At 66.7% G+C, this 17685-nt stretch carries 13 protein-coding genes; 2 read left to right on the top strand and 11 right to left on the bottom strand.

The features are described from left to right. Nucleotides 1-237: 237 nt before the first annotated feature. The 11 genes from JHL17_RS06990 to JHL17_RS06940 form a co-directional block, all read right to left on the bottom strand. Nucleotides 238-1344 carry a GNAT family N-acetyltransferase gene (locus tag JHL17_RS06990; protein WP_200191437.1) on the bottom strand — a complete coding sequence of 369 codons (1107 nt, stop codon included), beginning with the start codon at nt 1342-1344 and terminating at the stop codon, nt 238-240. Further along, a complete protein-coding gene (gene nadE / locus JHL17_RS06985) occupies nt 1341-2345 on the bottom strand; it encodes an NAD(+) synthase (RefSeq protein ID WP_200191435.1) in 1005 nt (334 codons plus the stop codon). The genes JHL17_RS06990 and nadE overlap by 4 nt, the downstream gene beginning before the upstream one ends. Nucleotides 2346-2397: 52 nt before the next feature. Further along, entirely contained in the window at nt 2398-4452 is a 2055-nt protein-coding gene (gene asnB, locus JHL17_RS06980; protein ID WP_200191433.1) for an asparagine synthase (glutamine-hydrolyzing), read from the bottom strand. Nucleotides 4453-4536: 84 nt separating this feature from the next. Further along, on the bottom strand, nt 4537-6138 hold the full coding sequence (locus JHL17_RS06975; protein ID WP_200191431.1) for a class I adenylate-forming enzyme family protein: 1602 nt from the start codon (nt 6136-6138) through the stop codon (nt 4537-4539). A 75-nt stretch (nt 6139-6213) separates the two neighbouring features. Beyond that, entirely contained in the window at nt 6214-6507 is a 294-nt protein-coding gene (locus tag JHL17_RS06970; RefSeq protein ID WP_200191429.1) for an acyl carrier protein, read from the bottom strand. Nucleotides 6508-6837: 330 nt separating this feature from the next. Beyond that, on the bottom strand, nt 6838-7770 hold the full coding sequence (locus JHL17_RS06965) for a polysaccharide deacetylase family protein (protein WP_200191427.1): 933 nt from the start codon (nt 7768-7770) through the stop codon (nt 6838-6840). 78 nt (nt 7771-7848) lie between these two features. Then, nucleotides 7849-9018, bottom strand: coding sequence for a glycosyltransferase family 4 protein (locus JHL17_RS06960; RefSeq protein WP_247893364.1), 1170 nt, complete (start codon nt 9016-9018; stop codon nt 7849-7851). Between the two features lie 378 nt (nt 9019-9396). After that, nucleotides 9397-10599, bottom strand: coding sequence for a glycosyltransferase family 4 protein (locus JHL17_RS06955; protein WP_200191423.1), 1203 nt, complete (start codon nt 10597-10599; stop codon nt 9397-9399). A 24-nt stretch (nt 10600-10623) separates the two neighbouring features. Further along, nucleotides 10624-11607, bottom strand: coding sequence for a glycosyltransferase family 2 protein (locus tag JHL17_RS06950; protein ID WP_200191421.1), 984 nt, complete (start codon nt 11605-11607; stop codon nt 10624-10626). Nucleotides 11608-11677: 70 nt separating this feature from the next. Then, nucleotides 11678-13006, bottom strand: a complete 1329-nt coding sequence (locus tag JHL17_RS06945) for an O-antigen ligase family protein (RefSeq protein ID WP_200191419.1) — start codon at nt 13004-13006, stop codon at nt 11678-11680. Nucleotides 13007-13256: 250 nt separating this feature from the next. After that, nucleotides 13257-14708: an exopolysaccharide biosynthesis polyprenyl glycosylphosphotransferase gene (locus JHL17_RS06940; RefSeq protein WP_200191417.1), complete on the bottom strand. Its 1452-nt coding sequence runs from the start codon at nt 14706-14708 to the stop codon at nt 13257-13259. A gap of 809 nt (nt 14709-15517) precedes the next feature. Here JHL17_RS06940 and JHL17_RS06935 point away from each other — a divergent pair. Together JHL17_RS06935 and JHL17_RS06930 are read left to right on the top strand one after the other, a co-directional pair. Beyond that, the gene (locus tag JHL17_RS06935; RefSeq protein WP_200191415.1) at nt 15518-16996 is read left to right on the top strand and encodes a lipopolysaccharide biosynthesis protein; all 1479 of its coding nucleotides are present in this window, start codon (nt 15518-15520) and stop codon (nt 16994-16996) included. 32 nt (nt 16997-17028) lie between these two features. Further along, a complete protein-coding gene (locus JHL17_RS06930) occupies nt 17029-17676 on the top strand; it encodes a serine acetyltransferase (protein ID WP_200191413.1) in 648 nt (215 codons plus the stop codon). Nucleotides 17677-17685 lie beyond the last annotated feature (9 nt).

Here is a 17685-nt window from a genome sequence, read left to right as displayed (position 1 = left end):
TCGATAGGAGGCATGTGGACGGGCGGCAACGCTCGAAGCTAAGCCTTACTAATCGCTCGATCGGCTTGATCTCAATACCGGGCGTCATGCACAGCGGCAAACCGCTTCATGGACGATCTGAAGACGCATTCCGTCACTTGAAACTCGATTTTATCGCGATCAGCGAAAAGGCCGCCTCCCTTGTGGGAAGGCGGCCTTTTCGCGTTCCGAGTTCGAGCCGGTTTTGGGGATCTTCCTCTACTCGCCCAACCCTTTGAAGCCCATGTCGCTGTCGGCGATGGTGACGAACCAGTTCTTCGGGTCGCCCACCGTGCCGGCCAGTTCCGGCTGGTCGAGCGCTGGCCGCACCATCATGCGGGTCGGCGCGCGCAGGCCGTTCTTCAGGCACAGGAAGCCCATCATCGACAGCGGCCGCGCCGCATGGGCGTTGAGCGTCCGACACATCAGGGCGACCATGCCCTGCCGGCGCGCCAACTCCGTCATCAACGAGAAGGCTGCCATCAGCCAACCGGGACGGGCCAAGTAGTCGCAGACGACGCCGACCGGCTCGCCCTTCCAATGGTCGACCCGCATTACGACATAGGCCAGCACCGTCTCGCCCCGCATGACGTAGAAGCGGCGGAAGCGGTCGGCTTGCGGGGAGAGGTCGAAGCGCCAGTTCAGGAAGGCCCAGTCGCGCCGGGCGATCACCGGATGCTGCGCCGAAGCCGCTTCCCAGAGATCATCGACGCGGTAGTCGAACCGGTCGATCTCCACCAGCTTGGCGCCAAGCAACCGGGCCGACAGGCCGTAGCCCATGGAGGCGGTCGCCAGCGCCGGCTTGCCCACCCTGGCGACCAACTTGGCCAACCCGCCGCCATAGGGGCTGACGCGCAGGCAGCGCTGCGGATCGATCACCCGCAAGTAGGTCGGTACGTTGCCGAGATCGAGCCAGCCGCCGCGCTTGTAGGACTTGTAGGCGGCTTCCGTCATCGACAGCGACACCGAGAGGTCGCTGGCTCCGGAATGGGTCTCCGACAGGGCGGGGCCGACGCCGCGCAGACGCCATTCCGGGGCGACCATCAGGTCGATCGCCCAGGAAGCCCGACGGTTGCGGTCGCCGACCTTCAGGGCGAAGGGAATGCCGCCCTGCTGGCCGACCACCGCGCCGTTGCGCTTGCACAGCCAGAGCTGGGGCCCCTCATGGTCCCGCTCCGGCGGCTCCTCGAACAGCCAATGGAAATGGTCGGAACACAGCTGGATCGCGTCGGCACCGAAATGCGCACGCTGGAACGTCTCCAGAGCGGCACTGTCGCCCGGTTCATACCGGGCGACGCCACGTTGCTTCCAGTCGATGACGCTCATGCCTCATCCCCGACGGACACCGGCTGCACCAGATGGGCATCGCGCAGGATGCGGGCGGAGGTGCGGCGCTTGGCGGTGATATCCTTGTAGACGCGGTGGACCTGCTGGACGGTCAGGTTCAGCGCCTCGGCGGCTTCCTCCTCGCTGGCACCGCGGCCATAGGCGCAGAGCGCCAGATCCAACTTGTCGTAGGGGAGGGCGTAGTAGAACTCCTCCTGCGACTGCGGCAGGGTATAGGTGTCGGTGCTGGGCGACTGCGCCTGGATTTCTGCCGGCAGGCCGAGATAGGCAGCCATCTGGTAGACCTGCGACTTGTAGAGATGGGCGATCGGCTTCAGGTCGGCCAGACCGTCGCCGCCGCGCACGAAGAAGCCCAGTTCATATTCCAGCCGGTTCGGCGTGCCGAGCACGGCGTAGTTCAGGCGGTCGGCGTGGGTGTATTCGACCGTCTTGCGCATGCGCTGCTTGAGGTTGGTGGCGGCGACCACGTCGAGATAGACGTCCACCGGCATGCGGCTGGTCTGGCGCTCGCCGTCCGGCGATTCGACGGTCAGGGTGAAGTAGTTGACGCGGTCGGCGTCGAGCAGGTTGCCGGCGAGGCCGATCTTCTGCTTCCAGCCCGCACCGAATTCCGGGAACAGTCGGCGGATGGCGTTGTCGCGCCGCTCGTAGCAGCCGAGCGCCTCCAGCGGGCCGGTGATGTTCTCCATCACCGGGGTGACGCCGAGATGCTCGCAGAGCAGGGTGCCGAGGCGGGTGCTCTTCGGCGAGTTCTCCTTCTCCGGCATCAGGATGCACAGCACGCGCTCCGGCCCCAGGGCACGGACTGCGAGCGTGGCGCAGACCGAGCTGTCGATGCCGCCGGACACGCCGAGCACGATGCCCTGGCGGCGCAGATCATGGGCGACGATGCGTTGGATGGCGTCTTCGATCTCGCGCGCCGCGGCCGCGCAGTCCAGATCGAGGGCCTTGGAGTCGAACGAGGTGAGGGCGTTCAGCATGGTCACGGTTCCCGATGGGGGTTGATGCATCGTCGAAAGAAGGTCGCGGCGGTCAGGCCGCGGTCGGTTGCGGCGTAGCGGTCCGGGCGTCGGCACCGCGATCTTTCAATGCCCGGTCCTCCAGCACATGAATTTCGGCACGGTCCAGGGCACTCCGCTGGTCGCGGATGCGCTGGGGCAATTCGTCGTGAATGTAGTGGGCCAGCATCTGCAGGGTCAGGGTGCCGACCAGGGCCATCTCCTCCCGCTCGCCGGCCATGTTGCCGTTCTGGCGGTGGGCCTTTTCGGCCAGGGCCGAGACGGCGGTGATGTCGGCCAAGCCGTAGCGGGCGAGTGCGTCCGGCGACAGCAGGTCGCGGACATAGTCCGGGGCGCCCTCGCCGAACAGGGCGGTCGTCATCGGCGCGCGGTAAGGCCGCTTCGGCCGCTGGAAGATCTCGGCCGGCAGGTGGCGGGCCGCCAGCCGGCGCAGGGCCAGCTTGTCGCGCAGCCCAAGCATCTTCACCCGGTCCGGCAGGGCGGCGCAGAGATCGTCCACCGCCGGGTCGAGGAAGGGATAGCGGACCTCGATGCTGTTGGCCATGGCGACCCGGTCGCCCTGGGCCGACAGCAGGTAAGGGGTCATGAAGGTGGCGATCTCCGCCCACTGGCTGCGGGCGAGCGGCGACCAGCGCGACCAGCCGTCCGGCAGATGGGCGGCGACATGCGCCTCGAAGGCGGCATCGTCGGCCGTAGCCTGGACGTCGGCGGACAGCAGGCGCTGCGACCAGGCGGTGTTCCGCCAGCGGGTGCGATGGGCGTAGAAGGTTTCGTCGGTGTCCATCATCCCGCGCTTGAAGAAGGCCTGCCACAGCGGGCTGTCCTTCTGGCCGTTGACGGCGGCGAAGGGATGGACGCGGCCCAGCAGCTTCGGCCGAGCCTTGCTGCCGGGCTGCCGGGCCCAGAAGCGGCGGACCTTGTCCTCCTTGAAGATGTCGTAGCCGGCCAGCCACTCGTCGGCGCCTTCGCCGGACAGCACCACGCGGATGCCGCTCTCGCGCACCAGGCGCGACAGCAGGAACAGCGGGGCCGGGGCGGTGCGGACCAGCGGCGTCTCGCCATGCCGGATGACGTCGGGCAAGGCGGTCTGGATGTCCTGCGGGCTGCAGAGGATGTCGTGATGCTCGGTCCCGACATGGCCGGCGACCAGCCGCTGCTGCGGCGTCTCGTCGAAGCCGGCGTCGGTGAAGCGGACGCCGAAGCTGTGCATGTGGGTGGTGTCGAGCTTGCGGGCCAGCGCCGCGATCACCGAGCTGTCGAGCCCGCCGCTGATATAGACGCCGACCGGCACGTCGGCGCGCAGCCGCAGGCGGATGGCGTCGAGCAGCTTTTCCTCCAGCCGGTCCGCCGCCTCGTCTAGGGACAGCTTGGCGAGCGATGGATCGGTGGCAAAGTCGGGCTGCCAGTAGCGGTCGACATGCAGCGCCAGCGTGGAGTCGACGCGGATGGCGGTGGCCGCCGGCACGCTCTCCACTCCCTCGAAGACACTGCCGTGCGGCGCTGTGCTCCAGTGGGTGAAGACCTGGGCGAGGCGGGCCGGGTCGAAAGCCGGAGCCACCCGGCCACCGCCGAACAGGGCCTTGGCTTCCGAGGCGAAGACCAGATGCTCGCCGCGCCGGGCGTAGAACAGCGGCAGGATGCCGAGGCGGTCGCGGACCAGCCACAGCTCGCGCCGGGTGGTATCCCACAAGCAGATGGCGAACTGGCCGTTCAGCTTGGCCCAGGTGGCGGGGCCGTATTCCTCGAAGGCGTGGACGATCACCTCGGTGTCGGTCTGGGTGTAGAAGCGGTGGCCGCGCGCCTCCAGCTCCCGCCGCAGCTCGACATGGTTGAAGATCTCGCCGTTGAAGCTGATCCAGAGGGTGCGGTCCTCATTGTGGATCGGCTGGAAGCCGCCGGCGAGGCCGACGATGCTGAGCCGCGCATGGGCAAGCCCGATCCGGTCGTCACGGTAGAAGCCGTAACCGTCCGGGCCGCGGTGGCCCAGCATGGCGATCATGCGCTTCAGCTCGTCAAGACCGGCTGGTTCGGCGCGCGAACCTGTGAGAACTCCGGCGACACCACACATGAGCGTGCTCTCTGTCCTGGGGTGGGTGTTCTTGTGATGGTGTTCTGCTGGAGAGGTCTTGTTCCCCTCCCTGGCCACCCCCGGCTAGGCGGGAGAGGAGACCGCTGCCGTCGGACGTGTCTGCTGGTGGGAATGGGCTGACCGAAGGGCTTCCTCCACCAGCTCCGCCCGCCTGATCTTCCCGGAGTCGGTCTTCGGCAGGCCGTCGCGGAACTCGATGAATTTCGGCACGAGGTGACTCTCCAGGCGGCCCCGGCAGTGCTGGCGGATCGCCGCTTCCGAAATGACGGCGCCTTCGCGCGGGACCAGGAAGGCTTTGACCGACAGGCCGTCGGCATCGTCGGGGACGCCGATGACGCAGGCCTCCAGCACACCGTCCAATTCGTACAGCGCGTTCTCGACTTCCTTCGGGCTGACCTTCTCGCCACGGCACTTGAACACGTCGTCCTTGCGGCTGACGAAGTAGAGGTGCCCTTCGGCGTCCTGGGTGAACAGGTCGCCGGTGAACAGCAGGGTCTCGCCCTGCGGGCCGTGGCGCAGGCGCTTGGCGGTCTCCTCCGGCCGGTTCCAGTAGCCGCGCATCACGTTGGCGCCCCGCACCACCAGTTCACCCACCTGGCCCGGGGGAAGGCGGTTGCCGTCCTCGTCGGCGACGAAGGCTTCGCAGTTGGGGATGGCGCGCCCGACGGAGGTCGGCTTCGCGTCCAGCTCGGTGGGATCGAGCGTGCTGATCCGGGTGCAGCACTCGGTCATGCCGTACATGGAATGGAAGACGGCTTGGGGAAACCGCTCGCGCAGGCGGCTGAGATGGGCGGCCGGCAGCGGGGCTGCGGCGTTGGTCAGATAGCGCAAGCGACCGAGATCGGCGGTCTTCGCGGCCTCCAGCCCCAATAGGGTGGAGAAGACGGTCGGCACGCCGGGCAGGCCGGTGACCTGGTGCCGCACCATGCGCTTCAGCGTCTCCATCGGGAAGGCGAAAGAACGTTCCAGCACCAGGGTGAAACCGACGCGGGCGCCGGTCAGGACCTGGGACAGGCCGTAACCGAAAGTCAGCGGCAGGACGCACATCACCACGTCGTCGGACGTGTTCCCCAGATAGGTGGAGATCGCCCAACTGGTGTTGACGTAGTTGGCGTGGGTCAGCATCACGCCCTTCGGCCGGCCGGTGGTGCCGGACGTGTACATGATCGCTGCCAGATCCTGGTCGATCAGACCTGGATCGGCCGGCTGCCGACGCGGTGCCGCCAGCGCATCGGCATAGAACAGGCCGGAAGCCCCCTCGGGGAGGGCGGTGCCGACCCACAGGATTGCCGGCGGCGTCTCCACCGCTTCCAGCGCCGGCAGGACCTGCCGGGCCAGTGCCGACGGTGCGATCAGGACCCGGACCCCGGCGTCGGCCAGCAGGTAGGTCAGCTTGTCGGCCTTGGTCGAGGGATTGACGGGCACGAACACGCCGCCGGCCTTCAGCGTGCCGAACAGACCGGCGACATATTCGATGGAGTTCTCCAGCATCACCGCGACGCGGTCGCCGCGGGCGATCCCCGCCGACTGGAGCGCGCAGGCGACGGCGTCGCTCTCGCGGTCCAGCTCCGCGAAGCTGCGGCGGACGTCCCCGGCGATCAGTGCGGTGCGGGACGGATCCCGGCCGGCCGTTTCGCAGAGGAACTGGTGAACCAGATGGGCCATGGAGATGTCCTTCTTACCTTTGCCCGTCTCTTGGCGCCTGTCTCTCGGCCTGTCCGCCGTCGCCGACCTTCAGGGTCAGGCGGCGCTGCGGAGTTCCTGCTTGCGGCCCACGAAGCCGGCGATGCGGTCCACGGATTCCAGATTGTCGGCGATCATGTCGTCGTCATCCACGGCGATGCCGAAGCGCTCTTCCAGGAAGGCGACGACGTGCATGATGCCGGTGCTGTCGATGATCCCCGACTCCAGCAGGGACTCGCTGTTGTCGAAGCCGGAGTCCTTGCCGAGCAGGAAGTTCTCCACGATGAAGGCGCGGATTTCCGGCAGGGCGGGAGCGGTCAGGGTCGTGTCGGTCAGGGTGGCGGTCCGCATGTCTCTGAAAACTCCTGCTGGGTTCGGTCGACTGGGTTCGGTGGGAATGGGGTTCGGTCGGAATGAGGGTCGGGCGAAACTGGGTATCGGGTGGCTTGCGCGGGACTGTTTCGGATGGAAGGTCCGGCTACCCCTTGTCATGTGTCCCGCGGCGTTCCGGCTCCCTTGATTTCGCATCCGCGTGATATGCAATTTTATTGTGATGCTTGCGGTGCTTTGCGAGGGCTCAAAGGATAGGAGTGGATTGAAGTCTGTGGTTAGCCACTCTGTTGTCAGGTAATAAGGCTTGACAGGGGATGCTGGACGTTCGGCTTGGACCAACATTCAAGGTCATACGCCTGCAGATTTCGGCTTCGCCAAAGACCCTGTCCATTCGGGCATAGCCTCGCCGGTCGAACCGGCGGCGGAAGAGGCTTTGCGCTTGCGCAGCCAAGCCGGAATACCGGTGAGCTGAACGCTGAGCCATTCCACCGTCGCATCGTCGGAAACCGGAAACGCCTTCAGCCGCAGCGGGTCGGCGGAAGAGTCGTTCCATCCCGGATCGATGGTGCGGGCAGTGCGATAACCGGCATGCCGGATCTCTTCCACCTCGCGGTCGCTGAAATCGCCATTGGGGAAGGCGAAGTGGCGGCAGGGCCGGCCCAATGCGTCCTCAAGCTCACTGCGGCACAGCGCGATCTCGTCGGTGCAGCGGTCATCGTCGCATTGCAGCAGGATCGGATGCGTGCGGGTGTGGGCGCCGTAATCGGCGACATCGGTCATCCGCGCGATCTCGTCCCAAGTCATCGCCTGGCGGTCGGCACCGTCGCGGTCGGGATCGTTGCCGGCTTCGGCCAGCAGGCGGCGGCGCTCGGGATCGGGAACGCGCTTCAGCCGTTCCACCCCGATGTCGTCGGCTGCGGCGGTCTTCCACCAATAGGGGCGGGCGGTGCCGACGATCTGGCTGCAGAGATAGATGGTCGGGCGCAGATCGAACTCGCGGAACAAGGGCGCCAGCGCGGTGTTGTTCCGATGCCCGTCGTCGAAGGTGATGACCAAAGGATAGTCCGGCAGCTTGTCCCAGCGGCCGGTCTCCATCGCGGTGGACACGGCGTCGAGCGTGGTGAAGCCATAATGCTTGGCGTACCAGCGCAGATGCGCGCGCAGCACCTCCGGGGTCGGGTCGTGGTAGACGACGATGGTGACGGCATGCCGCGCCTTCAGGAATCGCTGCATCGCACCGAATCCCGACCAGCGCACCAGATTCGCAATGGCGTCTTTCATGGTGCCCCCTTCTTCATGTCGATGCTCCCGGCTCCGACTCGGACAAATTGAACCGGGAGCGGCCTTCCGCTCTCCGCGTCAGCCGGTCGTGCTTTTCGAATGCCCTGCCGGTCCGGATGCCGGCACCGGACCAGTGGCGACGGCCGGTGTCGTAGCCAGGCTGCCGCGGGCGTTGCGGCGGTAGATCTCCAGCAGCCGCTCACGGAATACGGCGACGTCGAACTGGCGCTCCCACCGGGCGCGGGCGCCGGCGCTCAGGTTGCGGCGCAGGTTACGGTCGTCGAACACCCGCGCCAGCGCATCGGACAGCGCCGCAACGTCGCCCGGCGGCACGAGCAGCCCGGTCTCGCCGTCCGCGATGGCGTCGGGCACGCTGCCGACCGGGGTGGCAACGATGGTCAGCCCCTCCGCCATCGCCTCCAGAACCGACATCGGCAGGCCTTCGAACATCGAGGGCTGGACCAGCACATGGGCGCCGGCCAGCTCGCGCCGGCAGCCGGCCTGATCGAGCCACCCGGTGAAGCGCACCCGGTCGGCGATGCCCAGTTCGGCGGCAAGGGTCCGGTAGGTTTCCAGATCGCCGTCGCCGGCGATGGTGACCTGCCAGTTCCGGTCGCGGCAAGCGGGGGAGGCCAGGGCGTTCAGCAGGACGTCGATACCCTTCAGCTTGATCAGCCGGCCGAGGAACAGCAGGCGCACCGGACCGGCGAAGCCCTCCTCCGCATCGTCGCGCACCGGCGGCGACACCGGACCAGGCACCGCATTGTGCAGCAACGTGGTACGCTGGCGGGCTGCCGGCCCGAAGGCCTCGGCCACCCAATCGCGCCAGAATTCGCCCAGCACGACGATCTCGCTCGTCATCGCCATCATCCGGCGGATCGCCCAGCGCATAAGCGGGCTGCTGTCCTTGAACTGCTTGGGGAAGCGCCCGCCATGCAGATGCAGGACGACCGGCACCCCGAAGCTGCGGGCCATGGTGATCAGGATGCCCTTGCGCAGGACACTGCCATATTCCGCCATATGGATGTGGACGAGATCGGCCTTGCCGGCGGCGAAGCAGCCGGCAAGTCTTGCAACTGCCCGCGCGAAATAGAGGGGCATCAGGTGGAACTTGCCGGGGCCGTAGCTGTCGACCACCTCAAACTTCACGTCCGGGCAGTTCTGCCGGAAATCGGTCGTGAAGTTGTCGACCACACGGCCCATCCCGCCTTTCTCTTTGGTGCCGCCGGGGGAGACGATATAGATCATGTCCGCTCCTGATCCTTTCCCGGCCCGCCATTCCTGTGCTTCGCCCCGGCTTTTACCGTGTGACGTCCGTCCTTCGACGGTTGCGGCGGGCTTGTTATGTTTTCGGCCTCTGTTCCTTGCCAGCCCGTCGTTCAGGCTGTGCAGGGAGGTGTGTTGCGATGCGGCCGATCGGCTGCCGCCCATTGGATTGCGTCGCGGCCAAAGCCCGGGCGACATGCGCGTGCAAGTTTACGCGATGCAGCACCCTCACGCTGTGGAGCGACCGAACGGGTTGGCCTGCCGGTATGGTTACCCAACCTGTGCATGTGCATCTTCCTTTCGGTCGTGCTCGCCGTGATTGTTTTCCAGCCCGATCATTGAAGCTGCGATGGCCATGCTTTAGCGCCGTTTGGATGCGGTTGCGGCCGATCCGGCCAGCTTGTCCAGCTCCTCGGACAGTTCGACGCCGCTCCGGTCCAACTCCTGATAGATCGCCAGAAGGGACTTGGCGTAGGCGTCGATGACGAACTGCTTCAGGAACAGGCGGCGGCCGTTCTCGGCAAGGCGACGATAGAGAGCCGGGTCATGCCCGACCTGTACGACGGCATCCGCCAAGGCCTGGGGATCGTTCACCGGGATGATCCGGGCAGTCTCGCCGTCGGTCAGCACCTCCGGGATCGAGCCGACCGGGGTGGTGATGACCGGCAGCTGCGCCGACAAGGCCTCCAGGATCACCATCGGCAGCCCCTCATGGGTAGAGGGCAGCAGCAGCATGTCGTGGGAGCGGATGTGCGCGTGCGCCTCTTCCCGACCGATCCAGCCAAGGAAACGGCATTCCTCCGCGATGCCCAGTTCGGCCGCCATGGCGCGGTAGCCGTCGACGTCGCCGCCGCCGCCGATGGTCACCCGGAAAGGCTGTCCGCGCTCCTTCAGCAGCGCGCAGGCGCGCAGCAGCGTGCCGATGCCCTTGCGTTCCGACAGGTTGGCGAGCACCAGCAGCGACAGGACCGCCCCCGACTCCGGCGGGGTAGGCACCCCCAGGTCGGCGCCGACATCGGGTACGGCGTTGTAGAGCACCCGGATCTTGCGGGGATCGGTGCGGACGGACTGCACCAGGAAATCCCGCCAGTTGTCGCCGAGCACGACCACCCGGCCGCAGCGGTTGAACAGCCAGCGGCTGATCCCCCGGGCGAACATGCCTCCTTCGAAGAACTCGACGAAGGAGGCGCCGTGCAGATGGACGACGGTCGGGCATGACATCATCCCCGCCACCGCCTGGACCGCCGCCTTGCGCAGGAAGCTTGCCCGTTCCGACACGTTGATGTGGACGACCGAGGCTTGGCGCCGGGCCAGCAGCCATGCCATCCGTGTCAGCGTCACTCCGAGATATAAAGGTGACAGCAGAACGCTACCGGTGCCGCGGGTATCGAGGATGATGGATCGGGTCGTCCCCGATTTGTCGAACTGGTCGACCACATAGCCGGTCATGCGGCCGATGCCGCCGCCGCCGTCGAGTGCGCCCGGCGTCGCGAAGACGATCACCGTTTGAATGGGCGCATCCGGCTGGCTGGCGGGGGGGCGGCTGTCGTTGTTGCTGTCCATAGGCGTCTGGGTCCTTTTTGATGCTCAGGCGGCGTCGGACGCGGAGAACAAGGCTTGCCGGAGCCGGCGACGCAGGCCGACCGGCATCAGCGAATGCATGGTGAAGGTGGCGAGCGCCATCGGTGTCGGCTGCCCGTCGCGCAGCGCGGAATTCAGGATCCGCCAGCGTGTGCCCGCGGTCCGGGCCGCCTGCTCGCCGCCGGTCGCCTGCAGCAGCAGGCTTGCATAGGCGCGTGGCGACAGGTGGTCGCGCATCGCCTCCGCCCATTCCAGCGCATGGCTGATGTTGTGGCAGGTCGACAGCGTGACCCGGTTGTTCTCTTCGGTGTAATGGACGGCCATCACCTCGGGGATGTGGATCAGCGCCACGCCATCGATCCTGCCGCAGGTGATCAGCCATTCCCAGTCGTCGAAACGGGATTTTGGGACCGGATTGCGCAGCAACAATGCCTTCGGCGCCAGCAGAGTGGTGGTTGGGGCGAAGGTCTCGCCCTTGAACAGGCCGCGGCGGACGAAGAGATAATCGCCGATGGCGTCGGCCGGAGTGGCCAGCCGCCGCGGCCAGGCGAAGGTGCCGCGGGCGGTCACCACCTGGCAGCGGCAGCTGACGATGGGCAGGCGGATGCCGGCCGGGCGGGCAGCCATCTGCAGCGCCACTTTTTCCGGCATCCAATGGTCGTCGTCGTCGAGAAAGGCGATCCAGTCGCCCCGCGCGCTGCGCACGCCGATGTTGCGGGCTTCCGCGGCACCTTGGTTGGTCTCAAGCTCCATCACGGTCAGCCGCGGATCGGCCAGCGTCGCCAGATGCGTGGCGGTGGCCGGGTCCGGTCCGTCGATCACCACGATGACGTCAAGGTCCCGATAGGTCTGATCGAGTGCGCTGCGCACCGCCCGCATCACCATGTCCGGGCGGTTGCGGGTGGGGATCACGACGGTGACCTGCTCGTTGGTCGCCTGTTCGTTGTTCGCCGGGCGCTTGCTGTTTGCCGGCTCGTTCTTCGGGCTCATGGGTCTGCCTTCGGTCGAAGGGAAATGGGAAAGGTCGTTCGGGGAGGGGGCGGAGGCCCGGAAAGGCTGGCTAAAGCGCCCGGCCCTGTCCCGCATAGGCGCTGCTTGCATAGGCCGGGGCCACCCCGGCGGGGATGTGACGGCGCAGACGATGCTGCTCCGCCGCCCGGTCGTTCAGCAGGCGCTGCCAGCGGCTCTGCTGGATCAGCCGGACGACCGCGATCGTGGCGATCACCCAGTTCATGGAGTGGCGCTCGGCGAACACGCTTTCCGACACCGACACCGCCAGCAGGGCGCAGCCGACGGCGAAGGCCCAGGCGGCTTCGGGCCGGCTGTTGCCGTACCGGGCGGCGAAGAAGCCCTGGAACAGCATGCGGCCCAGCACAACAACCACCAGCGCCACGCCGACGAGGCCGAGGTCGAGGGTCAGCTCCAGCCAGCCGCTGTGGGCCGAGGTGATGCCCCAGTCGCGGGTGAAGCTGGAACCCGGTCCGTTGAAGCCGGACCAATAGGCGGCATAGCCGTAGCCCTGCAGCGGACGCTCGCCGACGGAGTGGACGATGTGCTCCCACAGGACGGTCCGGCCGGTCAGGGTCGGGTCGCGGCCGAGCGCGTAAAGCACGTCGTACCAGAAGGTGGCGCCGGCGGTGACCATGATGACCAGCAACGCCAGCAGCAGCGCCATGGTCGGGGCGAAGTTGCGGATGCTGCCGCGCAGCATGGTGGTCGACAGCAGCGCCACCGACACCAGGACCGACGTCACGAGACCGGTGCCCGACCGGCTCATCACGATCAGCAGCATCGCCAGCAGGATCAGCGGACGGGTGACCCAGCGGCTCTGCTCCTTCTGCCAGTCCAGCCAGACCAGCGCCAGCACCAGCCAGACCATCATGCGGCCGGTCACGTTCTTCTGGAAGAACACCCCCTTCCAGGCGCCGACATGCTGGGCGCTGTCCAGGCCGATGGCCGGCATGGCGAAGATCATGAAGAAGGAGACGAACATCAGGAACGACAGTCCGACCACCATCAGCCGCATGATCTCCGGGAAGCGGAAGCGCAGCGCGAGCCAGATGCCGAACACCGTCGTGAACAGGAAGGCGATCGACCGGCGCAGCGTCACGTCCGGAAACAGCGACCACAGCGCGGTCATGAAGGCGAAGGCCATCATCATCGTCAGCGCCGGGCTGGCGAAGGGGATCTGGAAGGCGATGGTCGGCCGCATGGCGATGGCGGCAAGCACCAGCACATAGAGGCCGCCATACAAAATGGTGACGCCGGCGGATTCCAGATCGCCGGCCAGCGGGTCGCCGCCGGTCAGCATCAGCGGAAGCACCGAGCCTCCGAAGGCGATGATGCTGAGGACGGCGATGCTCTTTTCCAGAAAATCCAGGATTTTCATCGGCTTTCCCTTAGACTGCCGTACCGCGTTCGGCTGTGCAGCACTGAAGATGCGGATGCCTCCCCCCTTCTCGTAGCCGGGCGGTGGCATTAGACCGAAGGAGGCCGCGCCCGAAAGGGGTAGCCGCTTTCGGGCCGCCTGCTTCTTTTGCCGCCTCTACAAGGGAGCGCAGGAAGGCCCACGACAAAAAAGACCCCCGCGCTGGTGGCGCGGGGGTCCGGCTGGCATCGGCTCACATCGGTACCCGGCGTTACGACCCGTCGCCCTTCAGGACCATCACCGCGGTCTTGCAGAGGATGAAGAAGTCGAACAGCAGGCCGCAGTTGCGGACATAGAAGACATCCATCGACACGCGTTCCTGGAAGGTGGTGCGATGACGTCCCGACACCTGCCAGTATCCGGTCAGGCCCGGACGGACGGTCCCGATCACGTCGGCCGAGTCACCCACCTCGGGCAGTTCCTTCGGCATGTAGGCGCGCGGGCCGATCAGGCTCATGTCGCCCATCAGGATATTCCACAGCTGCGGCAGTTCGTCGAGCGAGGTCTTGCGCAGGAAGCGGCCGAGCGGGGTGATGCGCGGGTCGACCGTCAGCTTGTGGTAGGTCATGTACTCTTCGCGGGCGACCGGATCGTTCGCCAGCAGATGCTGCAGCTGCTCTTCCGCGTCGACATGCATGGAGCGGAACTTCAGCAGGTCGAAGGTCTGCTTGCCACCGGCCCAGCGCTTCTGGCGGAACATCACCGGGCCGGGGCTGTCCAGCCGGATGGCGACGGCGAGGCCGAGCATCAGCGGCGCCACCAGGACCAGCAGGATGGCCGACAGGACGATGTCCATGGCGCGGCGGATGCGCAGGTAGCCGGTCGGCGGACGGACGCTGACGCGCAGGGCCAGGGAGCCGTGCAGGTTGTGGTAGGTCGCGTCGACCGCGCTGACGTTGCCTTCGCCCAGGACGCAATAGACCTGACGGAAGGGAAGGGTGCGGACCAGGCCGGTCAGGTCGCTGCCGTGGCGGCCCATGTCGGCGACGATGGCGGCGCTGGCCTGGCCGGCGACGGCGGGCGACTTGGCCAGCAGCTCCACCGGACCCATCACCGGCAGGCCGGCGACGCGGGTCTGCCAGAGGCTGTCGTCGTCATCGACGAAACCGACCGGCCGCATGCCGAGCCAGGGCAGGCGCTGCAGCTTCTCGGCGATGGCGGCGCCCTGGGGGCCGGCGCCCACGATCATCACCGGGGTGCGCCAGTCCAGCGCGCTGGACAGCAGCCCCTGGATCAGCAGCAGGTCCGCCACATAGGTCACGGCGAAGCCCAGCAGGGCGATCGACAGCGCCTCGACGAAGAAGGAGCGGAAGCCTTCCATGACGATGAACGGGACGGCCAGAACGGCACAGCACAGAAAGGCCGCCTGAAAAGTCCGCCTCGTCCGTTCCATGTAGTCGAAACGTCCAAGCGTGTAGATGCCGAAAACCGACTTGACCAGCGGCACCAGCATCAAGCCGGTCACCAGCGACCGCTGCCAGGCGGCGGCTTCCACCGGGTCGGCCAGGGGGTCGGTGCCGAGGAAATGATTGAGCGTCCACCCCACCAGGGCGAGGACCAGCCCGTCGGACAGTGCAAGCAGCAGTCCGGGGGCGATCGTCGGGATCGTCGCCTTTTTCGCCGAGGTCAGATCGATGACCACATCTGGGTCCAGTTTGCTCATCGCAGGTCCCGTGGTTGAAGGGAATGCCAGCCACCGCACGGCCATTCGTGCGGATGGTCGCTCGTCATCAGCGTCTCTTGGGATTCGGCCGGTCTTTACTTCGCTGCCCCGCTTCGGTTTCGGCGGCGCATTTATGTAAAGATCGCTCTTTCATGATTTCGATCGGCCGATCCGCGGTTCGTTGAGGACGAATTAGGATGAGGAGGCTCGGCCAGCAACAGTGCATACGGACGTTGATTTCGCGTCCGCGATACCACTGGTGTTTCGAAGGGGACGGGTGCCCGAATATTATTGGGGATACTTTCGGATGCGGCCCCCAGCGGAGATAGCGTTTCGGGCTAGCGGCAAGGGGGTGTCGCACCCCCGGAGGCACGTTCGATCCCCGCAATTTAAGGGTAGAGGGCCCGGCGGCCTCCCTCATTCGGTCGCACTCGTCCTGCGCGAAAGGAGATCATCGCCAAACTTGCGGGGAGGGGCGATCCGCTGGTTTTACCGATGGGGCGTGGCCGGCAATTCCGAGCGGGGGTGGGGCGCTAACGCACCCTTGCCTGTTGCGAGGCCTAGGAGGCAGCGTGCGAACTCGCCGGAAAGCCTAATCGGAACGTCCAGGATCTCTGACCGAGGCCGTGGTGACTAGCACCGAAGAGTGCTCCGGTCGCTTCAAGGTCGAATTGACGCATCTCCGACCTCCGCCAAGATTTGGCGCGTTCTTTTTCCTTTCGCGCGTTCGTGCGACCCGTCGGATGCGGCGCTCCCCTGACAAGCGGGGCAGGGAAAAGAAGCGGATTATAGGGGGCGAAGGAAACCGGATGGCTCTCGAAGCTGGTACGATCATCAAACATGGCTGGATGTTCATGGTGGCGAATGTGGTCAACCGCGCCGCGGGGCTGCTTCTCCTGCCACTCTATGCAAAAGTCCTGTCACCGGCGGAGTTCGGCGTCTATGCCCTGATCAGCGTCGTGGGCGACATCGTCGCGGTCATGCTGATGATCGGGATGATCAATGCCTTCACCGTCGTCTATTTCGAACATCCCGACGACCGCGGCCGGGCCCGCGTGGTGAGCACCACGATGATCGGGCTGTGGGCGGCTTCGCTGGCCCTGCTGGCGGTGGCGTTGCCGGCCGGCTGGGGCGCGAGCGAAATGCTGTTCGGCAGCGAGGACCAAGCGCCGGTCATCGCCTACGCCTTTGCCGGCATCGCCTTCAGCGCGGTGTTCGAACTGGCGCTCGCCTATTACCGGGTCCAGAAGCGGTCGGGCACCTGCCTGCTGATCTCGGTCGGCAAGGCGGTGGGTCTGATCGGACTGAACCTCAGCTTCCTGCTGATGATGGACCTGGGCGTGACCGGCATCTTCCTGGCCAATGCCATCACCTTCGTCGGGCTCGGCGTCGCGCTGACGGCCGCGATCCTGGGCGCGAACGGCGTCGGCTTCTCCTTCGGCATCCTGAAGCGGGTGTCGGTGCTGGGGCTGCCCTTCATGCCGCAGACCATGCTGGACATGGGCAACCAGTTCGCCATGCGCTATCTGGTCAACCTGCTGATGGGCGTCGCGGCGGTGGGCGTGCTGTCCTTCGGCCTGCGGCTCGCCACCATGCTCTACATGTTCCTGACCGCCTCCTTCCTGCAGATCTGGTCGGTGAGCCGGATCGAGGCGCAGGACAGCACCGTCGGGCGCGACCAGTCGGAATTCGTCTTCTACCTGTTCGTCGTGCTGCTCTCGGCGGCGGCGCTCGGCATGGCCCTGACCGCGCCGGAGGTGCTGTGGCTGATCGCGTCCAGCGAATACGACACGGTCCTGCCCTGCATGCCGGTGCTCGTGCTGGCCTATGTGATCCACGGTGTGCGCATGCATGCCGAGGTCGGGTTGGTGAAGACCAAGAAGGTCGGCGTCCTGCCGGCGATCTCGCTGGGCGGGCTGGCCGTCGGCACCCTGATCATGGCGGTGACGCTTGGGCCGCTCGGCCTGATGGGCGGTGCCATCGGCGTGCTGGGGCGCGAACTGGTGATGCTGGGCGCCACGGAGGCGCTGTGCCGCCGCCTGAGCCCGAAGGAGCCCCCGCTCAGCGTTCTGCGGGTGACGGGCATCCTTGCGCCGGCCGCCATCGCCTATCTGGCCGGGTTGGCCCTGTTCGGCTTCGAGGTGAATCCCACCTTCGCCGCCGCCAAGGTGGGCCTGACCATGCTGTTCGCCGTCGTCACCCTGTTCGGGCCGAGCTTCGGCAAGGCCGACCGCACGATGCTGTTCCGGATGGCGGGCCGATTTCTCCGCCGTCCGCAGACGGCGTGACAATGCTTGAATCCCGGGAGGATCATACCGCGATGCAGGACGCTCCCCGCTACACCTACCGGCAGGCCGTCGCTGCGGATGCCGTCCGCTACGGCGGCGGCTCCGGCCTTGGGTCGGTGCTGAAGCTGCTGGCCGGCAACCGCATGTTCCGGGTGACCTTCACCCTGCGCAGCTGCCAGGCGGCCGACCGGATGGCCGGGCCGCTGCGCAAGCCGCTGCTGGCCGCCTGCCGGCTGCTGCACCGCTGGACCCAGCATTCCGCTGCCATGGATTTGCCGTGGGAGACGCAGATCGGCCCCGGCCTCCGCATCCTGCACGGCTGGGGGCTGGTGGTGAACGCCAACGCCCGCATCGGCGCCAACGTCACCCTGTTCCATGGCGTCACCTTGGGTCAGAAGGACGATTTGCTGCCGACGGGCCGTGTGACCCATTACCCGGAACTGGGCGACGGCGTCTGGGTCGGTCCGCATGCGGTGGTGGTCGGCGTCAGCATCGGCGACGAGTGCATCGTCGCCGCGTCTTCCGTCGTCACCAAGCCGATGCCGCGGCGGACCATCGTCGCCGGCAATCCGGGCAAGGCCGTGGCCGAGGTCACCATCCCCGACATTCCGCATCCGGCGCCGGTCGGTAGCCTGTCCATCGTGGCGAGTTCCGCCGCTGCCTCTCCGGTTCCGGGCTGAGCGGGGAAA

Source organism: Azospirillum endophyticum, assembly GCF_016595245.1.
Lineage (GTDB): Bacteria > Pseudomonadota > Alphaproteobacteria > Azospirillales > Azospirillaceae > Azospirillum > Azospirillum endophyticum.
Note: the sequence above shows the minus strand (reverse complement) of the source record. Positions and strands in the feature narration are given on the sequence as shown.